Annotated in this window: 16 protein-coding genes; 11 read left to right on the plus strand and 5 right to left on the minus strand. The window is 69.8% G+C overall.

The annotated features are described in order from the left end of the window. The first annotated feature begins 56 nt into the window (after positions 1 to 56). From KY572_RS08235 to KY572_RS08270, 8 genes are all read left to right on the plus strand, one after another. A complete protein-coding gene (locus KY572_RS08235; RefSeq protein WP_224241968.1) occupies positions 57 to 545 on the plus strand; it encodes a PilZ domain-containing protein in 489 nt (162 codons plus the stop codon). Between the two features lie 18 nt (positions 546 to 563). Then, positions 564 to 1,325 carry a ParA family protein gene (locus KY572_RS08240; protein ID WP_224241969.1) on the plus strand — a complete coding sequence of 254 codons (762 nt, stop codon included), beginning with the start codon at positions 564 to 566 and terminating at the stop codon, positions 1,323 to 1,325. Between the two features lie 183 nt (positions 1,326 to 1,508). Further along, positions 1,509 to 2,561, plus strand: coding sequence for an alpha/beta fold hydrolase (locus KY572_RS08245; RefSeq protein WP_224241970.1), 1,053 nt, complete (start codon positions 1,509 to 1,511; stop codon positions 2,559 to 2,561). Between the two features lie 18 nt (positions 2,562 to 2,579). Next, complete coding sequence (locus KY572_RS08250; RefSeq protein WP_224241971.1) at positions 2,580 to 3,509, plus strand: acetoacetate decarboxylase family protein; 930 nt, start codon at positions 2,580 to 2,582, stop codon at positions 3,507 to 3,509. Then, positions 3,506 to 4,057, plus strand: coding sequence for a hypothetical protein (locus KY572_RS08255; protein WP_224241972.1), 552 nt, complete (start codon positions 3,506 to 3,508; stop codon positions 4,055 to 4,057). The genes KY572_RS08250 and KY572_RS08255 overlap by 4 nt, the downstream gene beginning before the upstream one ends. After that, positions 4,054 to 6,063: a patatin-like phospholipase family protein gene (locus KY572_RS08260; protein ID WP_224241973.1), complete on the plus strand. Its 2,010-nt coding sequence runs from the start codon at positions 4,054 to 4,056 to the stop codon at positions 6,061 to 6,063. The genes KY572_RS08255 and KY572_RS08260 overlap by 4 nt, the downstream gene beginning before the upstream one ends. 15 nt (positions 6,064 to 6,078) lie before the next feature. After that, positions 6,079 to 7,842: a GMC oxidoreductase gene (locus tag KY572_RS08265; protein ID WP_224241974.1), complete on the plus strand. Its 1,764-nt coding sequence runs from the start codon at positions 6,079 to 6,081 to the stop codon at positions 7,840 to 7,842. Continuing rightward, a complete protein-coding gene (locus tag KY572_RS08270; RefSeq protein WP_224241975.1) occupies positions 7,821 to 9,536 on the plus strand; it encodes an MATE family efflux transporter in 1,716 nt (571 codons plus the stop codon). Before KY572_RS08265 ends, KY572_RS08270 begins: the two co-directional genes overlap by 22 nt. 1 nt (position 9,537) lies before the next feature. Here KY572_RS08270 and KY572_RS08275 read toward each other — a convergent pair whose 3' ends face one another. The 3 genes from KY572_RS08275 to def form a co-directional block, all read right to left on the minus strand. Beyond that, positions 9,538 to 12,237: a hypothetical protein gene (locus KY572_RS08275; protein WP_224241976.1), complete on the minus strand. Its 2,700-nt coding sequence runs from the start codon at positions 12,235 to 12,237 to the stop codon at positions 9,538 to 9,540. 142 nt (positions 12,238 to 12,379) lie between these two features. Then, positions 12,380 to 13,474: a hypothetical protein gene (locus KY572_RS08280; protein WP_224241977.1), complete on the minus strand. Its 1,095-nt coding sequence runs from the start codon at positions 13,472 to 13,474 to the stop codon at positions 12,380 to 12,382. Positions 13,475 to 13,557: 83 nt separating this feature from the next. After that, on the minus strand, positions 13,558 to 14,160 hold the full coding sequence (gene def, locus KY572_RS08285) for a peptide deformylase (RefSeq protein WP_224242131.1): 603 nt from the start codon (positions 14,158 to 14,160) through the stop codon (positions 13,558 to 13,560). A 255-nt stretch (positions 14,161 to 14,415) separates the two neighbouring features. Between def and KY572_RS08290 the strand changes: the two genes are divergently transcribed. The 3 genes from KY572_RS08290 (at position 14,416) to KY572_RS08300 (ending at position 17,049) form a co-directional block, all read left to right on the plus strand. After that, positions 14,416 to 14,712, plus strand: coding sequence for a hypothetical protein (locus tag KY572_RS08290; protein ID WP_224241978.1), 297 nt, complete (start codon positions 14,416 to 14,418; stop codon positions 14,710 to 14,712). 133 nt (positions 14,713 to 14,845) lie between these two features. Beyond that, positions 14,846 to 15,628 carry an alpha/beta fold hydrolase gene (locus tag KY572_RS08295; RefSeq protein WP_224241979.1) on the plus strand — a complete coding sequence of 261 codons (783 nt, stop codon included), beginning with the start codon at positions 14,846 to 14,848 and terminating at the stop codon, positions 15,626 to 15,628. A gap of 11 nt (positions 15,629 to 15,639) precedes the next feature. Further along, a complete protein-coding gene (locus KY572_RS08300; protein ID WP_224241980.1) occupies positions 15,640 to 17,049 on the plus strand; it encodes a hypothetical protein in 1,410 nt (469 codons plus the stop codon). A 40-nt stretch (positions 17,050 to 17,089) separates the two neighbouring features. Here the strand turns inward: KY572_RS08300 and KY572_RS08305 are convergent, their stop codons facing one another. Both KY572_RS08305 and KY572_RS08310 read right to left on the minus strand, forming a co-directional pair. Beyond that, a complete protein-coding gene (locus KY572_RS08305) occupies positions 17,090 to 18,304 on the minus strand; it encodes a vWA domain-containing protein (protein WP_224241981.1) in 1,215 nt (404 codons plus the stop codon). Positions 18,305 to 18,427: 123 nt separating this feature from the next. Continuing rightward, entirely contained in the window at positions 18,428 to 19,123 is a 696-nt protein-coding gene (locus KY572_RS08310; RefSeq protein WP_224241982.1) for a pirin family protein, read from the minus strand. Between the last annotated feature and the right edge of the window lie 99 nt (positions 19,124 to 19,222).

Consider the following 19,222-nt stretch of genomic DNA (forward strand, 5'->3'; position numbering starts at 1 on the left):
GAAATGGGGCAACCCAATGGTGCACTGCACCCGAAGTGGGGCATACCATCGCACCCATGAGCGTGAATGGATGGCTCCAGGAGTTCCGGGCACTCCACAAGCGGGCCCGGCAGAAGCAGCTCAACGACGAGGAGAAGCAGCTCTATCTCCAGGCTCGTGAGCAGTTCGCGCGCGCGCTGACGGCAGCCCAGGGCATGACGTTGAAGCCGGGCGAGATGGCGCGACAGACGTTCCGCGTCGCCCAGGCGATGCAGATCGAGCTCAGCCTCAACGCGGGCATCATGCGAGCGATGACCCTGGATGTCTCCAAGGGCGGCTTCTCGGTGGTGCTCGGCAAGCCCCCCGGCGAGAACGAGATGGTGGGCTTCACGCTGAGGATGCCGGACGGGATGGACCCCATCATCGGCCGAGCCAAGCTCGTCTCCTCGCGCAAGCAGATCGGCAACTACCGGCTCTCCTTCGCCTTCCATGGCATGTCTGATTACGACCAGGAGCGGCTGGAGACGGTGCTGTTCGACGCCGCCCTCTCTCGCATCCCGGGCTGAGCTATAGGTCATGGCGCCATGCCGATGATCGCGTTCTCCACCATCAAAGGCGGAGTCGGGAAGACCACCCTCTGTGTCCACGTCGCCGCGGCCCTGGCGGATGCCGGCCGCCGGGTGCTGTTGATGGACCTCGATCCGCAGGCGCATGCCTCGCTCGTGCTGGGCCTGGATCCCGCGGACGCGCCGTGCGTGGCGGACGCGTTCGGCCCTCGGCCCCGCCACCGGCTGGAGGAGGTGGTGGTGGCCTCGCCCAAGCGCCCCAACCTCTTCATCGCCCGCGCCCAGCCCCGCATGGCCGCCATGGAGCGAGAGCTCTTCCAGTGGGGCCACCGCCTGCAGGCCATCCCCCGGGCGCTCAAGACGCTGAGCTGGACTCCGGACATCATCATCGCCGACACGCCTCCGAACCTGGGCGCCTTCACCGAGGCGGTGCTCCACCACGCCGATGTAGTGGTCGCTCCCGTCCCCATGGGCGCCTTCGCGCTGCAGGGGCTGGGAGAGATAGAGACCGCCTGGCGCGACGCTCGCGAGGAAGGCGGCGAGCTGGTGGCCGTGGTCAACCTCTGGGACCGGCGCACCACCGCCACCAATGACGCGATGGATGCCGCGCTCGAGGAGTCCACCGTCCCCGTGCTGCGCACGCGCATCCCCCGCTCGGAGGCCATCAACCAGGCCGGGCTGGGCTACGAGGTGGTCTTCGACACCAGCCCCACCGCGCCAGGCGTGGAGGAATTGCGCGAGCTGGCGAAGGAGCTGGGCCGCCGCGCCGGGCTGCGCTGAGGCCAGAGGGCCGCCAGCCTCGGTGGCCTGCCGGAGGCCGAGCTCCCGGCCCCCGAATCACGAGCCGTCACATCCGCTGACAGAGCCCTCTACCGCGATCGAGACCTCCGCTGACGTGCCGCGGGGGCAGGCGGTGGGGGAGCACGGGAGCCGTGTGCCCTCGCCGAGGAGCGTGGCCCCGTCATGCAAGCCCAGTCTTCCTCCCCTGCTGGCCCCACCGAGCACGTCGTGCCGTTCCTCGCGGGAGACGGCCGAGCGCTCAACCTGATCCACGTCCAGGGCGAGCAGGCCCCCACGCTGGGGCCGGTGGTGCTCGTCCATGGCGCGGGCGTGCGCGCCAACATCTTCCGCGCGCCCGTGCGGGAGACGCTCGTCGACGCGCTGCTGGCTGCTGGCTACGACGTGTGGCTGGAGAACTGGCGCGCGAGCATCGACGTGGAGCCCAGCGAGTGGACGCTCGACCAGGCCGCCGTCCATGACCACCCGAAGGCCATCCAGACGATCGTCCAGGAGACCGGCCGGGACGAGGTGAAGGCCATCATCCACTGCCAGGGCTCGACGAGCTTCATGCTCTCGGCCATGGCGGGGCTCGTCCCCCAGGTGAAGCTCATCATCAGCAACGCCGTCTCCCTGCACCCGGTGGTGCCACGCTCGGCGCGGCTCAAGGCCCGCTATGCCGTGCCGGTGGTGGCGAGGATGACGCCCTACCTGGACCCGCAGTGGGGCCTGCGCGCGGAGGGGTTCACGGCCCGAGCCATCACCCTGCTGGTGAAGGCCACCCACCACGAGTGCGACAACACGGTGTGCCGGCTGGCGAGCTTCACCTACGGCACGGGGTTCCCCACGCTCTGGCGGCACGAGAACCTCAACCCCGAGACGCACGAGTGGCTGAAGCACGAGTTCGCCAAGGTGCCGCTCACCTTCTTCCAGCAGATGGCCGAGTGCCTGCGCGCCGGGCACCTGGTGCCGGTGGAGGGCTACCGGGAGCTGCCCGATGACGTGGCCGAGCGCCCTCCGGAGACGGATGCCCGCTTCGTCTTCCTGGCCGGGGAGCTGAACCGGTGCTTCCTGCCCGAGAGCCAGCGGCGCACCTACGAGCGGCTCTCCGCGCGCCGGCCCGGCTACCACGCGCTGCACGTGATTCCGGACTACGGCCACCTGGACATCTTCATGGGCCAGGACGCGGCCCGAGACGTCTTCCCCCTCATCCTCGCCGAGCTCGAAAAGCCGGCGTGACGGAGCGCTGCCATGTGGATGATGCCCCGACGAATCAAGCGGCAGACCGGACGCTTCTCGAGAGTGGACGGCATTCCCTACGCGCTGCCCATCAACTCGCGCTCCTCCCCCGCCCTGATGGCGGCCTTCACCGTCGACGCGCGGCGGGCCGCCGGGCTGCTGCCCGGCAACGAGGTGCACCCGCTGAGGCTCTGGGGCAACAAGAGCCTGCTGCTCGTCACGGTCATCGACTACCGCGACACGGACATCGGACCCTACATCGAGTTCAGCGTCGCCATCGCGTGCACCCACGGCCGCAAGCCCGCTCCCCCGGTGCTGCCCCTGCTGTTCCAGAAGCACTACGGGCTGGGCCAGTACGTGGTGGACCTGCCGGTGAGCACGGAGATCTCCGTGAAGGGCGGCAAGGGCATCTGGGGCATGCCCAAGCACCAGGCGAACCTGGACTTCCACATCAGCGAGCGCACCGTCAGCAGCCAGTACGACAAGGATGGGCAGCTCGCGGTGCGCATCGAGATCGACCGGCCCGGCAAGGCCTGGCTGCCGCTGCGCGCCAGCGGCGCCAACTACTGCCAGTTCCGCGGGATGCTGATGAAGTCCTTCATCTACTTCCGTGGGAAGTTCGCCTTCCGTCTCGGGAGGAAGGCCTCGGCCCGGCTCACCCTCGGAGACCATCCGCGCGTGCAGCCGCTCAAGAAGCTCGGTGCCTCCTCCCGCCCGCTCTTCGTCGGCTTCTTCCCCGAGTCGAGCGGCGTGCTGGACGATCACTTCGAGGCCTGGTTCCTCAGCTATCCCCAGCTCCCGCGGGAGCAGCCCGAGGGACTGGAGAGCGTGGTGGGGCTCGGCTTGAGCCAGAAGTGGCTGCCGCCTCCCCGAGCGGAAGGCGAGGACTCCGCGCCGCGCCGGCTCGAGGCCGTCACGGATGATGCGGGGATGGGAGCCCACCCATGAGGCGCACGGTCCTTCACATGCTCAACGCGTGCCTGCTGTTCCTCTGTGCCTCGATGTACCTGGGGACCGGCTGGTCGCTGGTGCTCTTCTCGTTCCCCATCGCTCCGCAGCTCACGGTGGACAACTACTACCTCCAGTTCGTCCCCCAGGTGACCGCCGCCACCCGGTTCTTCACCTGGATGACGCTGGTGATGCTGGTGTCCGCCGTCGTGCTGTTCATCGCCGAGCGCAAGAGCCCGCTGCGCTGGTACCCCGTCATCGTCTTCCTGGGCGTCGTGGCCGCCACGCTCCTCACCCGGTTCCTCATCTTCCGGTACAACGCGGAGATGGCCTCGGGCATCCGGGACCCCGAGCGCCTGCGCGAAGTGCTCGCCGGGTGGATGACCACCAACCGCATCCGCGTGGGGCTGTGGACCGTGCAGTGGCTCGCCATGATGGGCTACTTCGCCCACAAGCTGCTGCGAGCCGCTCAGCCCGCTCACGCCGAGACCCGGAAGCCGGCCCAGGAGGGGACGGGCGTCCGCCGGTGGGTGGAGGCCCGGTCATGAGGGGACGGACTGAGCGCTGGCTGCGCTGGATCCTGCGAGCCATCTCCGTCGCCACGGTGGTGAGCGGGGCCGTCCAGCTCGTCGCTCCGGGCTTCGAGCTCGGGTTCCTTCGCGCGGAGTCGACTCCGACGAGCCGCCACTTCTTCGGCATCGTCGGCATGTTCATGGTCCTCTTCGGCGGCCTGCTGCTCCATGCGCTGGTCCGCCCGAAGGAGAACCCGGCTGCCTTCGTGTGGGCCGGCATCCAGAAGCTCGGCGCGTGCGTCGCGGTGAGCCTGGGCGTCGCGCGTGGCATCTTCTCGCCGCTCGCCCTCGGGGTCGCCGGGTTCGATCTGCTCTCAGGAGTGCTGATCCTGGGCTACCTGGGCCTGATGCGCCGTGCCGAGCGCATGGCGACGGTGTACCCGCCTCTCAAGTCCGCGCCCGTGGCCGAGCCGCTCCCGGCGCCCTCCCCTGTCACTGTCCCCATGGCCGCGGATGGCCGCAAGCGGGCCATCATCCTCGCGGGCGGCGGCATGCGCGTGGCCTGGCAGGCCGGCGTCCTGCGCGCGCTCGACGAGGAGGGTCTCCGCTTCACGCACGGCGACGGAACCTCCGGCGGCATCATCAACCTGGCGATGCTGCTGTCAGGCCAGTCGCCTCAGGAGATGTGCGACCGCTGGCGGACGCTGCGGGTGAAGGAGTTCGTCTCCTTCGTCTCTCCCGAGAAGTACCTGACGGCGTGGAACATGGAGGCCCTGGGCGATGCGGATGGAATCGTCGACCACGTCTTCCCGCACCTCGGTATCAACGTGGAGGCCATCCGCGCCAACACCTCCATGGCGGGCACCTTCAACGTCTGCGACTTCACGCGCAAGACAAACGAGGCCATCCCCCACACCCGCGTGGACCAGGAGCTGCTCGTCGCGGGCATCTCGCTGCCCATCTTCATGCCTCCGGTCCGCAAGAACGGCGGGCTGTACACGGACTCCGTGTGGATCCAGGACGCCAACCTGCTCGAGGCGGTGCGCCGCGGCGCCAATGAGCTGTGGGTGCTGTGGTGCATTGGCAACACGCCCACCTATCGGCGCGGCGTGTTCCACCAGTACGTCCATATGATCGAGATGAGCGCCAATGGCGCCCTCTTCGAGCAGCTCGAGCGCATCCAGGAGCTGAACGATCGCATCCGCGCCGGCGAGGTGGTCCACGGCCACCGCCAGCCCATCGTCGTCCACCTCATCAAGCCCGAGCGCCCCCTGCCGCTGGATCCGGACTTCTACGCCGGCCACGTCACCGCCGGCACCCTCATCGACCTCGGGTACGCGGACGCCCAGCGCTACCTCGCGACCCGCGGCGACTCAGGCCTCCCGCTCACTCCGGAGATCACTCGAATGAACGCACCCGCCCCCGAACTCACCTTCCGCGAGACCATGTCCGGTCCCCTGGCCCTCGACGAGACCGACCCCACCGTGGGCGCCGGCAAGGGCCGCCACACACCCTTCACCTTCCACGCCACCATCAGCGTGGATGACATGGAGGCCTTCATCCGAGACCCGGCGCACGCGGCCCGGCTCGTGGCCCACGTCTCCTATCCGCCCTTCGGCGACAACATCCCGGTGAAGCGCGGCAGCTTCAACCTGTTCAAGTCCGGCGACGATCCGAACGTCCGGCTGATGACCTATGGCATGGCCTTCGAGCACCAGGGCCGCGAGTACTACCTGGCGGGCACGAAGACCATCCGCGACGAGCCGGGACCGGACCTGTGGCGGGACACCACCCGGCTCTACTGTCGCCTCCACGAGGGCCAGGACGAGCGCGGACCGGTGGTGGGCGCGGGCGTGCTCAAGCTGGGCCTGGGCGACGTGCTCAAGATCGTCTCCAGCATGCGCTCGGCGCGGGAAGGCGTCGATGGCCCCCAGGCGGTGATGCGCTTCGGCCGGTTCTTCCTCGGCACCCTCTGGGACGTCTACGCCCCCATGGCCCGCGAGCCAGATGCCGTGGAGCGCGAGGCCATCTCTCCCCCCTGAGCCAGGAGCCGCGCCATGCCTGCACGACGTGAACACTTCGACGCCATCATCGTGGGCTCTGGCTTCGGCGGCTCGGTGATGGCCTGGCGGCTGGCGGAGGCGGGCCTGCGTGTCTGCGTCCTGGAGCGCGGAAAGACCTATCCCCCCGGCTCCTTCCCTCGCAGCCCCTACGCCATGCGCCGTAACTTCTGGGACCCGAGCGAGGGCCTCCACGGCCTCTTCAACCTGTGGTCCTTCCGCGGGCTCGGCGGCGTGGTGGCGAGCGGGCTCGGCGGCGGCTCGCTCATCTACGCCAACGTGCTGCTGCGCAAGGACGAGAAGACCTTCGTCCGCGAGAACCTCCAGGACGGCGGCTACGAGTACTGGCCTGTCACCCGCGAGGAACTCGAGCCCCACTACGACACCGTGGAGAAGATGATCGGGACCCAGCGCTACCCCCTCGAGCACGAGCCCTACCGTCAGACCGCGAAGACCCTGGCGATGAAGCTCGCCGCCGAGCGCATGGGCCTGCAGGAGGACTGGCAGTTGCCGCCGCTCGCGGTGACGTTCGCCAACCCCGGCCAGCCCCCCATCCCGGGCGAGCCCATCCAGGAGCGCCAGCCGAACCTCCACGGCCGCACCCGCCTCACCTGCCGGCTGTGTGGCGAGTGCGACTTCGGCTGCAACTACGGCAGCAAGAACACGCTCGACTACACGGCGCTGTCCGAAGCGAAGCGGCTCGGCGCGGAGCTTCGGGTGCGCTGCGAGGTGAAGTCCTTCTGGCCCGAGGATGGCGAGTACGTCGTCGAGTATGTGGACCACTCGGAGGCCCGGGAGGGCGAGCGGCCCGAGGTCCCCACGTCGATGCTGCCGCGCACGGTCATCTCCGCGGACAAGCTCATCCTGGCGGCGGGGACGTTCGGCACCGCGTACCTGCTGCTCAACAACCGCGCTGCGTTCCCGGGGCTCAGCGAACAGCTCGGGACCCGCTTCTGCGGCAACGGCGACCTGCTGGGCTTCCTCTTCAAGTGCACCAACCAGAGCAAGGGCAAGCGTGAGCCGCGCATCCTCGATGGAGGCCACGGCCCCGTCATCACCAGCGCCCTCCACATCCGCGACGCGGCCGAGGGCGGCACCGGCCGCGGCTACTACATCGAGGACGCGGGCTACCCGGAGTTCGTCAACTGGCTCTACGAGAGCGGAAACCAGCTCGCCGTGCTGCGCCGCTTCGCTCGCCTGGGCCACAAGGTCGTCAAGGGGTGGCTCGGCCTCAGCCGGGACACGGACGTGAGCGCGGAGATCGCCGAGGTGCTCGGTGACTGCGTGGGCTCGGCCAGCTCGCTGCCCCTGCTCGCCATGGGGCGGGATCTCCCGGATGGCCGGATGACGCTGAACCGCGACGGGCTGCTGGACGTCGACTGGCGCATCCGCCGCTCGTCCAGCTACTTCCAGCGCGTCCGGCGGACGATGGCGGAGATCGCCGACGCGCTCGAGGGAAAGCTGATCCCCAATCCCCTGAGCTACCTCAGCCGCGTCATCACCGTGCACCCGCTGGGCGGCTGCCCCATGGGCCGCTCCGCCGAGGAGGGCGTGGTGGACGCATATGGAGAGGTCTTCAACCACCCCGGGCTCTACGTGGCGGATGGCGCCGTGATGCCGGGCCCCACCGGTCCCAACCCCAGCCTCACCATCGCCGCCCTGGCGGACCGCTTCGCCGAGCACGTCATCGAGCGCTCCCGCCGCATCGCTCCTTCTCCCTCCCCCACCCCAGAGGCGCCATGGGTTCCACCACCGATGTGATCGCCGCGCCGGCGCCCTCTCCGGCCAGGCCGCCCCGGCGCCCACCCGGCCGACGGATGGTGTCCTGGCTGGATCCCCTCATGCTGGCCAGGACCGGCGTGCGGGCCGCCATCTCGGCCACCATTGGCAAGCAGGCCGATCGCCGGCTGCTGGATGCGCTGGCGGCTCCCGAGGTGGAGCCCTGTGACTTCTCCGTCGATGCAGCGGGCAAGTCTCGGAAGGAGCTCTGGCTCGACTACGTGGCGGACCTCGGGGATGGCTGGGACTCCACGTACGCGGTGGCCCAGACGGTGGCGCGGCCCACGCTCACGGTGACGGATGAGACGGGCACCTCCTACGAGACGCATGGCGGCGAGGTGCTCGTGTTCGGCGGGGACGAGGTGTACCCGACCGCGAGCGTGAAGGCGTATGACGAGCGGACCCTCCAGCCCTGGACCGCGGCGATGCGTGGCCAGCGCCCGCCGCCCCACCTGTTCGCCGTCCCGGGGAACCATGACTGGTATGACGGGCTCGTCTCCTTCATCCGCCTGTTCTGCCAGGGCCGCAGCCCCGCCGGCTGGCAGACACACCAGCGGCGCAGCTACTTCGCCGTGAAGCTGCCGCACGGGTGGTGGCTGATTGGCACGGACATGCAGCTCGAGTCGGACATCGATCAGCCCCAGGTCTGCTACTTCCAGGAGATCGCGAAGCTGATGCGCGAGGAGGACCGCGTCATCCTCTGTCTCGCGGAGCCTGCGTGGCTGGTCGCCCAGGTCCGTCCTCCCGACCACAGATCCTATCTGGAGAACAACCTCTCCTTCCTGGAGGACCAGGTCCTCGGCAAGAAGGTCAGCGTCTTCCTCGCGGGGGATCTCCACCACTACCGGCGCCACGCGAACGACGAAGGGCGACAGAAGATCATCGCGGGAGGTGGCGGTGCCTTCCTGCACCCGACCCACGTGCCCCGGAAGGAAGCTCCGCTGGCGGAGGGCTTCACCGCTCGCAAGTGCTTCCCCAGCGCCAAGGAGTCCCGACGGGCGTGCTGGCGCAACCTGGGGCTCGTGACGAGCAATCCCCGCTTCGGCGTCCTCACGGGCCTGCTCTACATGCTGCTGGCCTGGGCGCTCGCGGTGAACATCGGCTCGGCGAGCGTCACGGGCGCCGTGGGGCTCGTGGTGGGCACGGCGCTCGCCAGCCCGGGCATCACGATCATCTCCGCGCTGGTCATCCTGGGGCTGATTGGCTTCGCGGACTCGCGCTTCGGGCGCTGGCGCTGGCTCGTGGGCCTGCTGCACGGCCTGGTGCACCTGACCGCAGCGTTCCTGATCGCCTGGGGCGTGGCTCACCTCATGAGCTCCGCCGTGGGCCTGTCGTTCCGCAACCCCGTGCGGGACTTGATCAGCGCCGTGCTCATCTTCGCCGGCGGCTTCCTGGCCGGACCGACGATCATGGGGCTCTACCTGCTGATCTCGCTCAATGGCTTCGGCGCCCACCCGAACGAGGCGTTCTCCTCCCTGGCCATCCCGGACTGGAAGAACTTCATCCGGCTGCGCATCGCCCCGGATGGACGCCTGTGGCTCTTCCCCATCGGCCTGCGTCGCGTCCCCCGCTCGTGGAAGCCGGGGGAGACGGCTCGCGATCCCGAGTGGGTGCCGGACCCTCGGGACCGGCGAGCCACGCCTCCCGCCCTCATCGAGCCGCCCCTCGTCCTCTGAGTCAGATCGGCGCCGGAGGCATCAGGTACTCGAGCAGCGTCCAGGCCTTGTGCCAGTCGGGCGCCCGCTGGGCGATCATGTGGTGCAGCCACTGGATCACGGACGGAGGCGGAGGCGTGCCTCGGTGCTCGAGCGCCGCCTTCGCGCTGGCCAGCATGCGCGGAATGTACGCGGCAGGCGCGCACCCGGCCTGCGCCAGCGCCTTGTCCCACTGACCCTGGCGGAACAGGGCGTCGATCTCCTCGCAGAAGACCTCGGGCAGCCGCTGCCAGAGCTCCTTCCGGATCGCTCCATCATGGGAGTCCGGTCGCCCGGCGCGGATGGCCTGCCGGACATGCTCCGGGGGAATCTGCTCCCACACCACGGGGAGCGGCTCGCTGCCCCAGGGCTCCGTCTGCTGGGTCCAGACCCGCACGAACGCGTCCCAGTGCTCCTTGCGGAAGAACCGGCACGCGTCCTCCTCGCCCAGGAGCGAGCGGTAGCGCTTGCTGGCCAGCACTTCGACGGCTTCCGGCGGCAGGAAGTGCCAGAAGATCCTGGCGTGGTCCTCCCAGGGATGAAGGAACTGAGGCAGCTCCGACGCGCCCGAGGCGAGCCACGCCGTCCAGATCCTCCGAACGCACTGCTCCCAGTCCACGCCCCGCCGCCGCGCATACTCCGGCAGCATCGCCCCCAGCGCGTGCCAGGAGACGGACTGGTTCACATCGCTCAGCGAGAGCGGACTCTGCTGCAGCAGCCGGAGCAGGCGCTCGGGCTGGAGCAGCAGCGGAATCGCCGAGGAAGGCGTGGCCAGCGGGCCCAGCCCCTCCAGCAGCCGGCCCCCCAGCAGCAGCAGCGGCATCAGCCACCGCTCGGGCATGCGCCGCTCCTGCGTCGAGCGGTACGAGGCCATGTACACCAGCCACCGCCGGGCCTCGGCGGACGGCTTCGTGCACCAGGAGTCCAGCGAGAGGTCCGAGCCCGGAGGCAGCACCTCGGACAGCGCCAGCAGCGCGGCGTACCAGATGCGGCGATCGACCAGCAGGGACTCCCGCGTGGGAGACCCCTCATAGGCAATGCGCGGACGGGGAAGGCCCGCCGCGTCCGGGACGACGAGGGCCCGCTGCACGCGGAGCGCTCCCAGGCGCAGCTCGTCGGGAACCGGCTTGCCCTCCAGCACGAGCAGGCCGAGCACCCGGAAGGTGGCCTCGAGCGCCGCCACCCACTCGGGAGAGCGCAGATCCGGTGACTGGAGCACCCCTCGCACGAGCGCGAAGTCGTTGCTCCGGCAGCGCTCGAGCAGGGCCTCGAACACCGTCGCCGCGTGCTCCTGGCGCAGCAGGACGGCGCCCCAGACGTGGGGCCCCTGCTCGAGCGTCTCGAGGATGCACTGCTCCAGCAGCCCCGCCAGCACCCACGGAGGATGAAAGGAATACCGCTGAGGCTGCCGCTCGCGCAGCAGATCCAGCTCGCGCAGGGCCCGCACCACCCGGAACGCATCCGGAGGGAGTCGGCCTCGCAGCTTCTCCAGGCTGGCGCGATCCACCTTCAGCCCCTGACGCTCCAGCTCCCTGAGCCACTCGAGGTCCGCCTCGTCCGGCCGCGAGTGCGCCAGGGCGTGCCAGGCGTCCAGCGGACGGGCCTCGAACCACGGCACCTCGCTCTCCAGGAGCATGCGCCGGCCCATGATCTGGAGCCGCTTCCAGAGCCCCTCCTGCGACAGCTCGACCTCCTCCGCCTGCTGCATGCGCATCCGGAGGAAGAGCCGAGCCACGTCCGCCCCGCTCCGCGCCTTGGCCAGCGCCCCGGAGGAGTCCCCTCGCCTGGCGAAGGTGGCGAAGAGGGCGATCAGCCCCAGCGCCGTGCCCACCGTGTCGATGCGGGCGAGCACCTCCGGCGTCTCCAGCCACCGCAGGCAGTCCTCCTCGACGAAGCCATCCACCGTGATGCGCTCGCCCACCCACTCCACCAATTCGTGGAGCCACGCGCGGACCTCCGGGCTGCTCACCGGATGCCACGCCAGCGGCGACTGCCTCCAGGCAACCGGGGACTCGGGGAGCTCGCGAAGGGGGCGGGCACCGCGCTCGGCCTCGTGCTCCACGACTCGCGGGGCCGCAGCCTCCGTGGCCACGCAGATCTTCAGCTCGGACGCCATGGCCGCCCGCTGGGGAACACCGTCCGCGGAGGCCAGCTTGATGAAGACCGCGCCGCGCTCCGGGAGCTGGCGCTCGGCCTCGGCCCACGTCTGGGCCTGGAGGAACACCGCCAGCCCACGCGCCTCGAGCCACTGGCCGACCAGCGTCCGACCCGAGCCGCTCGGGGCCTGCCACCAGAGCGGCCAGGTGGAGGGATCACGCACCTGCGCCGGGATGCCCGGAGGCAGTGCATCGCGTCGGAGATCGAGCGAACGGACCGGCACGTCCCGCAGCCGCACCCGCGCGCCTCCGGACGGCCGCGTGGGCTGCAGCTCCGTGAGCTGCTCGTCCACCTCTTCCTGAGTCATCTCCAGGACTTCGGAGAGCGCATGTCGGACTTCCGGGCGCTGATCGAGCCACTCCAGCGCCTCTCCCGAATCGAACTTCCCGAGATAGGTCGCGAGCGACGTCTCCTTGATCCGCTCTGTCCGAGGCCACGACCGGGACTTACGCAACCGTTGTGCCAGTTCGACGAAGCTTTGCACTCGTGGCTCCAGCTCCTCCATCCGGTCGCGAATCCAGCCCATGTGGAGCTCCTCCCCGCGGCGCACTATAATCAAACTGGCACCAATTGGGAACCAATTGACCCTAGATTGACCCGAAGGCTGACGCACCTCTCCCAGTCCCGGGCCAGAGTCAGCCGAGACCCAGGCGCGCGGCGGGAGTGGCTTACAGGGCGGAGGCGTTGATGCCGGCGCGCAAGGCGGCCTTCATCGCCAGCAGGAGGCGGTTGGAGAGCTCCTCGTACTGCTTCGCCTCTGGCTCCGGGAAGCCCAGGTCATTCCACGAGCCCATCCCGCCGAACACGTCCGAGGCCAGCGCCGCGTTCACGAGCTGGATGGCGGGCCTGGGCAGCCGGTGGAGCAGGAGCAGCTCGATCAGATCCTCCAGAGGCTGAGGCTCGAGGGACAGGCGCAGCAGACAGCGACGGAAGTGTTTACTCCAGTACTTCAGGCCCTGCTGCTCGGCGAACCTGCGCACGGCCTCCAGCGCGCTGGCGAGCCCGGCCTGGCAGCTGCTCACATCCCGCTCGGTGAGGACCGCGTCTCCCGGGCCCACGGGGAAGTACTCGAAGGACAGGCTGGAGGAGCCCGGCGCGGGAGAGAAGAAGGTGTTCCACCGCACCGTCTCCTCTGGCTCCACCTCGTGGCCGTCGCCCACGGGCTCCACCTCCACCGACAGCGGCATGGTGCGCTGGATGATCTCCTGCATGTCGTCGAGCGTGCGCGACTCGAGGAAGGCGCGGACGCTCCGTCCCTCGAGCTCGGGGGCCAGCTCGCGCGTGAGCGCCTCCTCCCAGGCCTTCGCCTGCTTGCGCCCCTGGAGGAACTCCCAGAGCTGCTTGCCGGAGATTTCATAGAGGCGCGGGCGCACCTCGCCGGGCATGAACCGCTCGACGCGCTGGCCCTGGGTGAAGAGGAGCAGCCCCATGCCTCCTCCTCCCAGGAAGGCCTCGCGGATGTGGATGGGCAGCTCCTTCGGGCCCTCCTCCGGGTTCGTCTCCCAGGGGCCCCGCGCGAACCAGAGGCGAGCCTCGGGTGAGGCTCGCGCCTCGAGCCACTCGCGGAAGGACAGCCTGCCGCCCCGCTCGTCCAGCATCGTCACCCGTGAGTAGGAGCGGCTGTCCTGACGGAGGCCGATGCTCATGAACTCCTCGATGTCATCCCAGGGCACCTGGTTCGGCTGGCGCAGGGCCCGGTTGCCGGTGGTGACGAGGAGGGAGGTGCAGAAGTCGATGGGGCGCATGGGGCGATGATGCACCATGAGCCCGCCTTCCCGGAGCCCCTCTCAGGGACAGCCCACCTGACGCGGTGCTTCCTCCGGGGGCAGCTCGTCCGGGGAGTCTCTCAGCCCTGGCGCTCCGGCAGCCCGAGCGCCTTGCGCACCTCCGCCACCGAACGTCCCGCCCAGTGACGGCGGTGGTTCTCCAGCAGGGAGAAGCTCCGCGTCTCCATGCGATCCACGTAGAGCGTGCCCTCGAGGTGGTCCACCTCGTGCTGCAGGATGCGCGCGTACCAGCCCCGGGCCGAGATGGAGACGGGCGTCCCGTTCTCGTCCAGCGCCTCCACGCGCACCCCGCGCGCCCGCGACACCAGCGCCGTGTAGCCGCTGACGCTCAGGCAGCCCTCGTGAAACTCCACGGGCGTGGGGTCCTCCACCACCAGCCTCGGGTTGATGAGCACATGAAAGGGCACCGGCTTGCGCTCCCGCGCGGCCAGCTCCTCCGCCGAGAGCCCCGCCTGGTACTCGGGCCGATCCTCCACCACCACCACGCGCAGCCCTACTCCCACCTGCGGCGCCGCCAGCCCCACGCCCGGCGTGTCGCGCATCGTGTCTCGCATGAGCGCGATGAGGGACTTCACCTCGGGGCTGGAGAGCTCCTCGGGCGTCACCTCCCTCGCCCGCTGTCGCAGCACCGGCTCTCCCGCCTGGACGATCTTGAGCACCATGCCCGGCATCTCAGCGCCTCCGTATGTCCGTGTTCGATCCCTACGTGAATGGAACTGGCAAGGCCTTGCGCCGTAGCCGACCTTTCCCGCGCGTGCAATGGCCGACGTTCCCTCGCGCGCCTGTCGCCTCCAGGACGACGGCTGTGTCCTGGGTTGATCGGGATTCACGAGTTCACAGCCCGGGTGGGCTGACAAGCCTCGGGGGGAGGCTCACCGTGGGTCGCGGGAATGGTCCCGCCGTCGACAGGAGCATGCATGCCGCCACGTGGTGTGAAGAGCCAGAAGCGCACGCGCCAGTATGAGCACGTCAAGGACTCCGAGCTGGCTCGTGGGGTGAGCCCCCGCCGCGCCAAGGAGATCGCCGCCCGCACCGTCAACAAGCAGCGGAGCAAGACCGGCGAGACGAAGAGCGCTCCTCGCCGAGCCGTGGCGGGCAAGACGTCTCGCAAGAAGAGCACGGGCAGCACCACCCGCAGCCGCACCGGCTCCACCCGTAGCCGCAGCGGTTCCAGCCGCAGCCGCGCGGGCGGGTCCAGCCGCGGCAAGCGCTAAACCCCTTCAGGCAGGTCGGTGAATAGCCCCTGTCGGGCTGAACCAGGACCGAACTGGTATGACAAGCAGACCAGTTCGGTCCGGTCTCGAGAGACAGGGCCTCCTCGAGGGCTCTCTGCTAGAAGCTGGGCCCATGCCCATCGCCGAGCTCAATGGTCAGGGAATCTTCTTCGAGGACTCGGGTGGCTCCGGCCGTCCCGTCATCCTGAGTCACGGCTTCCTCATGGACAGCCGCATGTTCGATCCGCAGGTGGCGGCGCTCGCCCCCGAGTTCCGCGTCATCCGCTGGGACTCGCGTGGCTTCGGCCGCACCCGCTGGGATGGCAAGCCCTTCTCTTTGTACGATCTGGCCGCCGACTGCATGGCCCTGCTCGACCACCTGGGCATCGACAAGGCCGTGGTGGGCGGGATGTCCCAGGGCGGCTACTGCGCCCTGCGCATCGCGCTGCGCTACCCCGAGCGCGTGAAGGCGCTCGTGCTCATGAGCACCCGCGGCACCAACGATGACGAGCAGACGAAGGCCGGCTACCTGCAGTCCGCCCAGGTCTGGGCCTCCGTGGGTCCCGAGCCCATCGTCCAGGCCCTCTCGGGCCCCATCCTCGGAGAGCCGAGCCTGTTGCCGACGTGGCTCGACCGCTGGCGCCAGCTCCCGGCCGCCAACTTCATGGCCGCCGTCCGCAACCTGACCGATCGGGACGACATCACCGGCCGGCTGAAGGAAATCCGCTGCCCCACCATCGTCTTCCACGGGCTGGAGGACGTCGGCGTTCCGCCCTCCGATGGCGAGTTCCTCCACAAGACCCTGCCGGGCAGCGTCCGCTTCGTCCCCGTGCCCCACGCCACCCACGCCGCCAACCTCTCCCACCCCGAGGTCGTCAACCCGCCCCTGCTCGAGTTCCTCCGCGCCTACGCCTGAGAGGAGACGACATGACGCGCTCCCGCCGTGTCCTGTGGATTGGACTCGGGGTGCTGCTGTTCGGCTGCTCGACCACCGCGCGGCGGACGAGCACCCCTGACTCCGAGGAAGCAGCTACCCGGCGCCCACGCGGCACCTGGCGGATGGACCTGCCGGGCCCGGGCAGCTCGCGGTTCACGGGCATGGCCACCCAGGCAGGGGACATCCTCGCCATCGGCTCCTTCGAGGGCGAGACGACCGTGGACGGAGAGCACCTGGTGTCCTCCGGCGAGCAGGATGTGCTCGCGGTCCGGCTCTCCCAGGATGGAAAGCTGCGCTGGGCCCGGCGCTGGGGTGGCGCGGGCTACGACAGTGGAGAAGCCATCGAGCCGGGCGCGGATGGCTCCGTCCTCGTGGTGGGCCACCTAGCGGGCGCGGTCGACTTCGATGGCACCTCCCTTCCGGGCCGAGGCGACACCGACTGCTTCATCGCGAAGCTGGCCGGAGAGGATGGCCACACCCTGTGGGTCCGCCGGTTTGGAGGAGCGGGGAGCGCCGCCTGCCGCTCGGCGGCCTTCGACCGCGCGGGAGACGTGCTCGTCACCGGGCGCTTCGACGGCCAGGTGGACCTGGGCTTCGGGCTCCGGAGCAGCGCCGGGGGGAACGACCTCCTGCTGGTGAAGCTCTCCGGCCAGGACGGCACTCCCCGGTGGGCGCGCACCTTCGGCGGGGCCGGGGATGACATCGGCCGGGACGTCGCGGTCGACGCGTCCGGCACGGTCTTCCTCACCGGGCACTTCTCCAGCGCCGTGGAGCCCTCCGTGGGGGCGCTCGACTTCGGAGGAGCGGTCCGGCTCACCAGCGCGGGGGACTCCGATGCGTTCCTCGCGGCCTTCTCGGGCGATGGGCACTGCCTGTGGGCCCGCGCCATCGGCGAGGCGAACTTCGACCTCGTGAAGTCCGTGGTGCCCGCGCCGGACGGCACCCTGTTCCTGACGGGCCTCTTCCAGGGGAACGTCACGCGCCAGCCGGGACAAATCCTCTTCGCCGCGGGCGGCTTCGAGGGCTTCGTGGGGCGCTACTCCTCGCGAGGCGAGGAGCTCTGGCGGCGCCGCTACCCGACGCTGACCTCCGGGCACGCCATCGCGCTGACGCCCAGCGTTGAGCTCGCGATGGCGGGGCACTTCTCCTCGACCCTGGAGCTGGGAGCGGGCCGGACGCTCCAGAGCGAGGGAGGGAACGACGCCACCGTGGTGCTCTTCGACTCCACGGGAGCTGTCCGGTGGGCCCACCGCATGGGAGGCCCGGGCCACGACTACGGCTACGCCGTGGCAGCCGTCGCGGAGGGCGTGGCCGTGGCGGGGATGTTCGCGGGGCCTGCTCCCGCCGGGGGCGGCGAGCCCTCTTCCCACGGGTTCATCGCCTGGCTTCCGCTGCGCTGAGGAGAGCCTGAAGCCCTCCTCGGATTGAGTAGCGGGGCGCTCAGTAGGCCACGCCGTACCCGGCGGCCTGGGCCCTCACGCTCTTCATCACGTTGTCGTCGAAGCTGTCCGCCTTCTCCGCCACGTTCTTCGCGCGCCAGGTGTCACGGTCCTCCGCCAGCTTCGCCGCCTTGGCCTCCAGCGCCTTGCGCTCCTCGGCGAGCTGCTTCACCTTCGCCGCCTGCTCCTCCTTCTTCAGCCCCTGCAGTTCCTTCGGCAGCTCCGCCGTCTTCACCATCGCCAGCGCCTCGGGCTTCTCCACCAGGTCCACCGCGCCGCCCACCGCCACCGGCGCGCTGCTCGCGGCCGGCGCCGGCTTGCCCGAGCCCGCCGAGCGCGCCTTCTTCATGTAGCTGATGCGCTCGGCGGCCTGCTCCGGCGCCAGCGAGGCCATCTGGTCGGCGCGGCCCCGGTTCTCCGCCTGCACCGCCGCCGTGCCCGTGTAGAGCGTCTTGGTGGCGATCTCCGCGTTCACCTTCGCCAGCTCCGCGTCATACGGCGTCGCCACCGCCAGCATGCCGCCCTCCTGCCCGATGGTGTCGAACGTCCCGTCCGTCAGCTTCGCCGCGTACTTCCACGCCCGCGCCGTCTCCTCGTCCCCGCCGCAGCGCACCGTGTTCACCACGATGTGCCGCTCCTTCGCCTGGTTCGCCCAGTGCCTGAAGTTCCACGAGGCCCCGCGGTCCGCCGGCGGCGCGTCGCCCACCAGGAAGATGACCTTCATCGTCTCGCGGCTATCGCTCCAGCGCATCTTCGACACCGCCTCGCCCAGCCCACGGCCCACGTGCTCGGGCGCGTCTCCGCCGCCATCCGCCTGGAACTGACGCAGGTGCGTGAACACCGTGTCCAGGTCCTCGCTCAGGTCGAAGCGCTTCGTCACGTACGCGTCGCCCTCGTCCCGGTAGCCCACCAGGCCCACCTTCAGCCGCGGCGTCGGCTTGCCCGTGGCGATGCGCGAGGCGATGGAGAAGATCTTCTGCTTGGCCCCCTCGAGCAGCCCGCTCATGGAGCCCGTCGTGTCCAGCACGAAGACGACCTCGATCTGCGGCCGGTTGTCCTTCTTCTGCGCATCCTCCTGCGCCTTCACCTGCGCCGGCTGCTCCTGCTTGGGAGCCACCTGACGAGTGGGGGCCTCCGCGAGGGCCAGGGGAGCGGAGAGCGTGACGGTGGCGAGCGCGGCGGCCATGAGAGGCCGCGCGAGGAAATTCAGGGACATGGAAGGCTCCAGGCGGAAAGAAGATGGGATTTCGCGCGCGTGTCCCCCTGAAACGGACAAGGCCGTGGAAAGGTCTATGAGCTCTCCACGGCCTCGCGTCCGGCCCTTCCATGTGCCTGGCGACTACGCCAGGTCGAACAGCAGCGCCTCCACCGGCTCATTGGCCACCAGCACCAGCGAGCCCTCATCCGAGACGGCGGCGCCGTCCCCCGCCTTCACCGCCACGCCGTTCAGCGTGCCCGAGCCCCGGGCGATCTGCACCCACGCGTGCCGGCCCGGCTTCAGCGCGTACTCGGCCTTCTCGCCCTTGCCCAGCAGCGTGCTGTGCAGCGTCACGTCCTGGTGCACCGTCACCGAGCCCTCACGCCCGTCCGGCGAGGCCACCACCCGGAACCGCCCCTGGCGCTCCTTCTCGGGGAACGCCTTCTGCTCGTAGCTGGGCTTCAGGCCCCGCCGCTCGGGGAGGATCCAGATCTGCAGCAGGTGCAACTCCTGGTCGAAGCGGTTCTGCTCGCTGTGCAGCACGCCGGTGCCCGCGGTCATCCGCTGCACCTCGCCGGCCCGGATGACGCCGTGGGTGCCCATGCTGTCCTTGTGCTCCACCTGCCCGCCCAGCACATAGGTGATGATCTCCATGTCCCGGTGCGGGTGCGTCCCGAACCCCGTGCGCGGCGCCACGCGATCCTCGTTGATGACGCGCAGGCTGCGGAAACCCATGTGGTCCTCGTCGAAGTAGTCGGCGAACGAGAACGAGTGGTACGTGTCGAGCCAACCGTGGTTGGCGTGGCCTCGGGCTTCTGCGGATCGAATGGTGATCATAGGGTGCTCCTTCCTGTTGCATGGTTGAGATGCCCCGCCACCCCTGGCGTTGCGGGCTCTCTGGCCACCATCGGTGACACCCTGTCCATGAGCAATCCG

The organism is Hyalangium gracile, assembly GCF_020103725.1.
GTDB classification, from domain to species: Bacteria; Myxococcota; Myxococcia; order Myxococcales; family Myxococcaceae; genus Hyalangium; species Hyalangium gracile.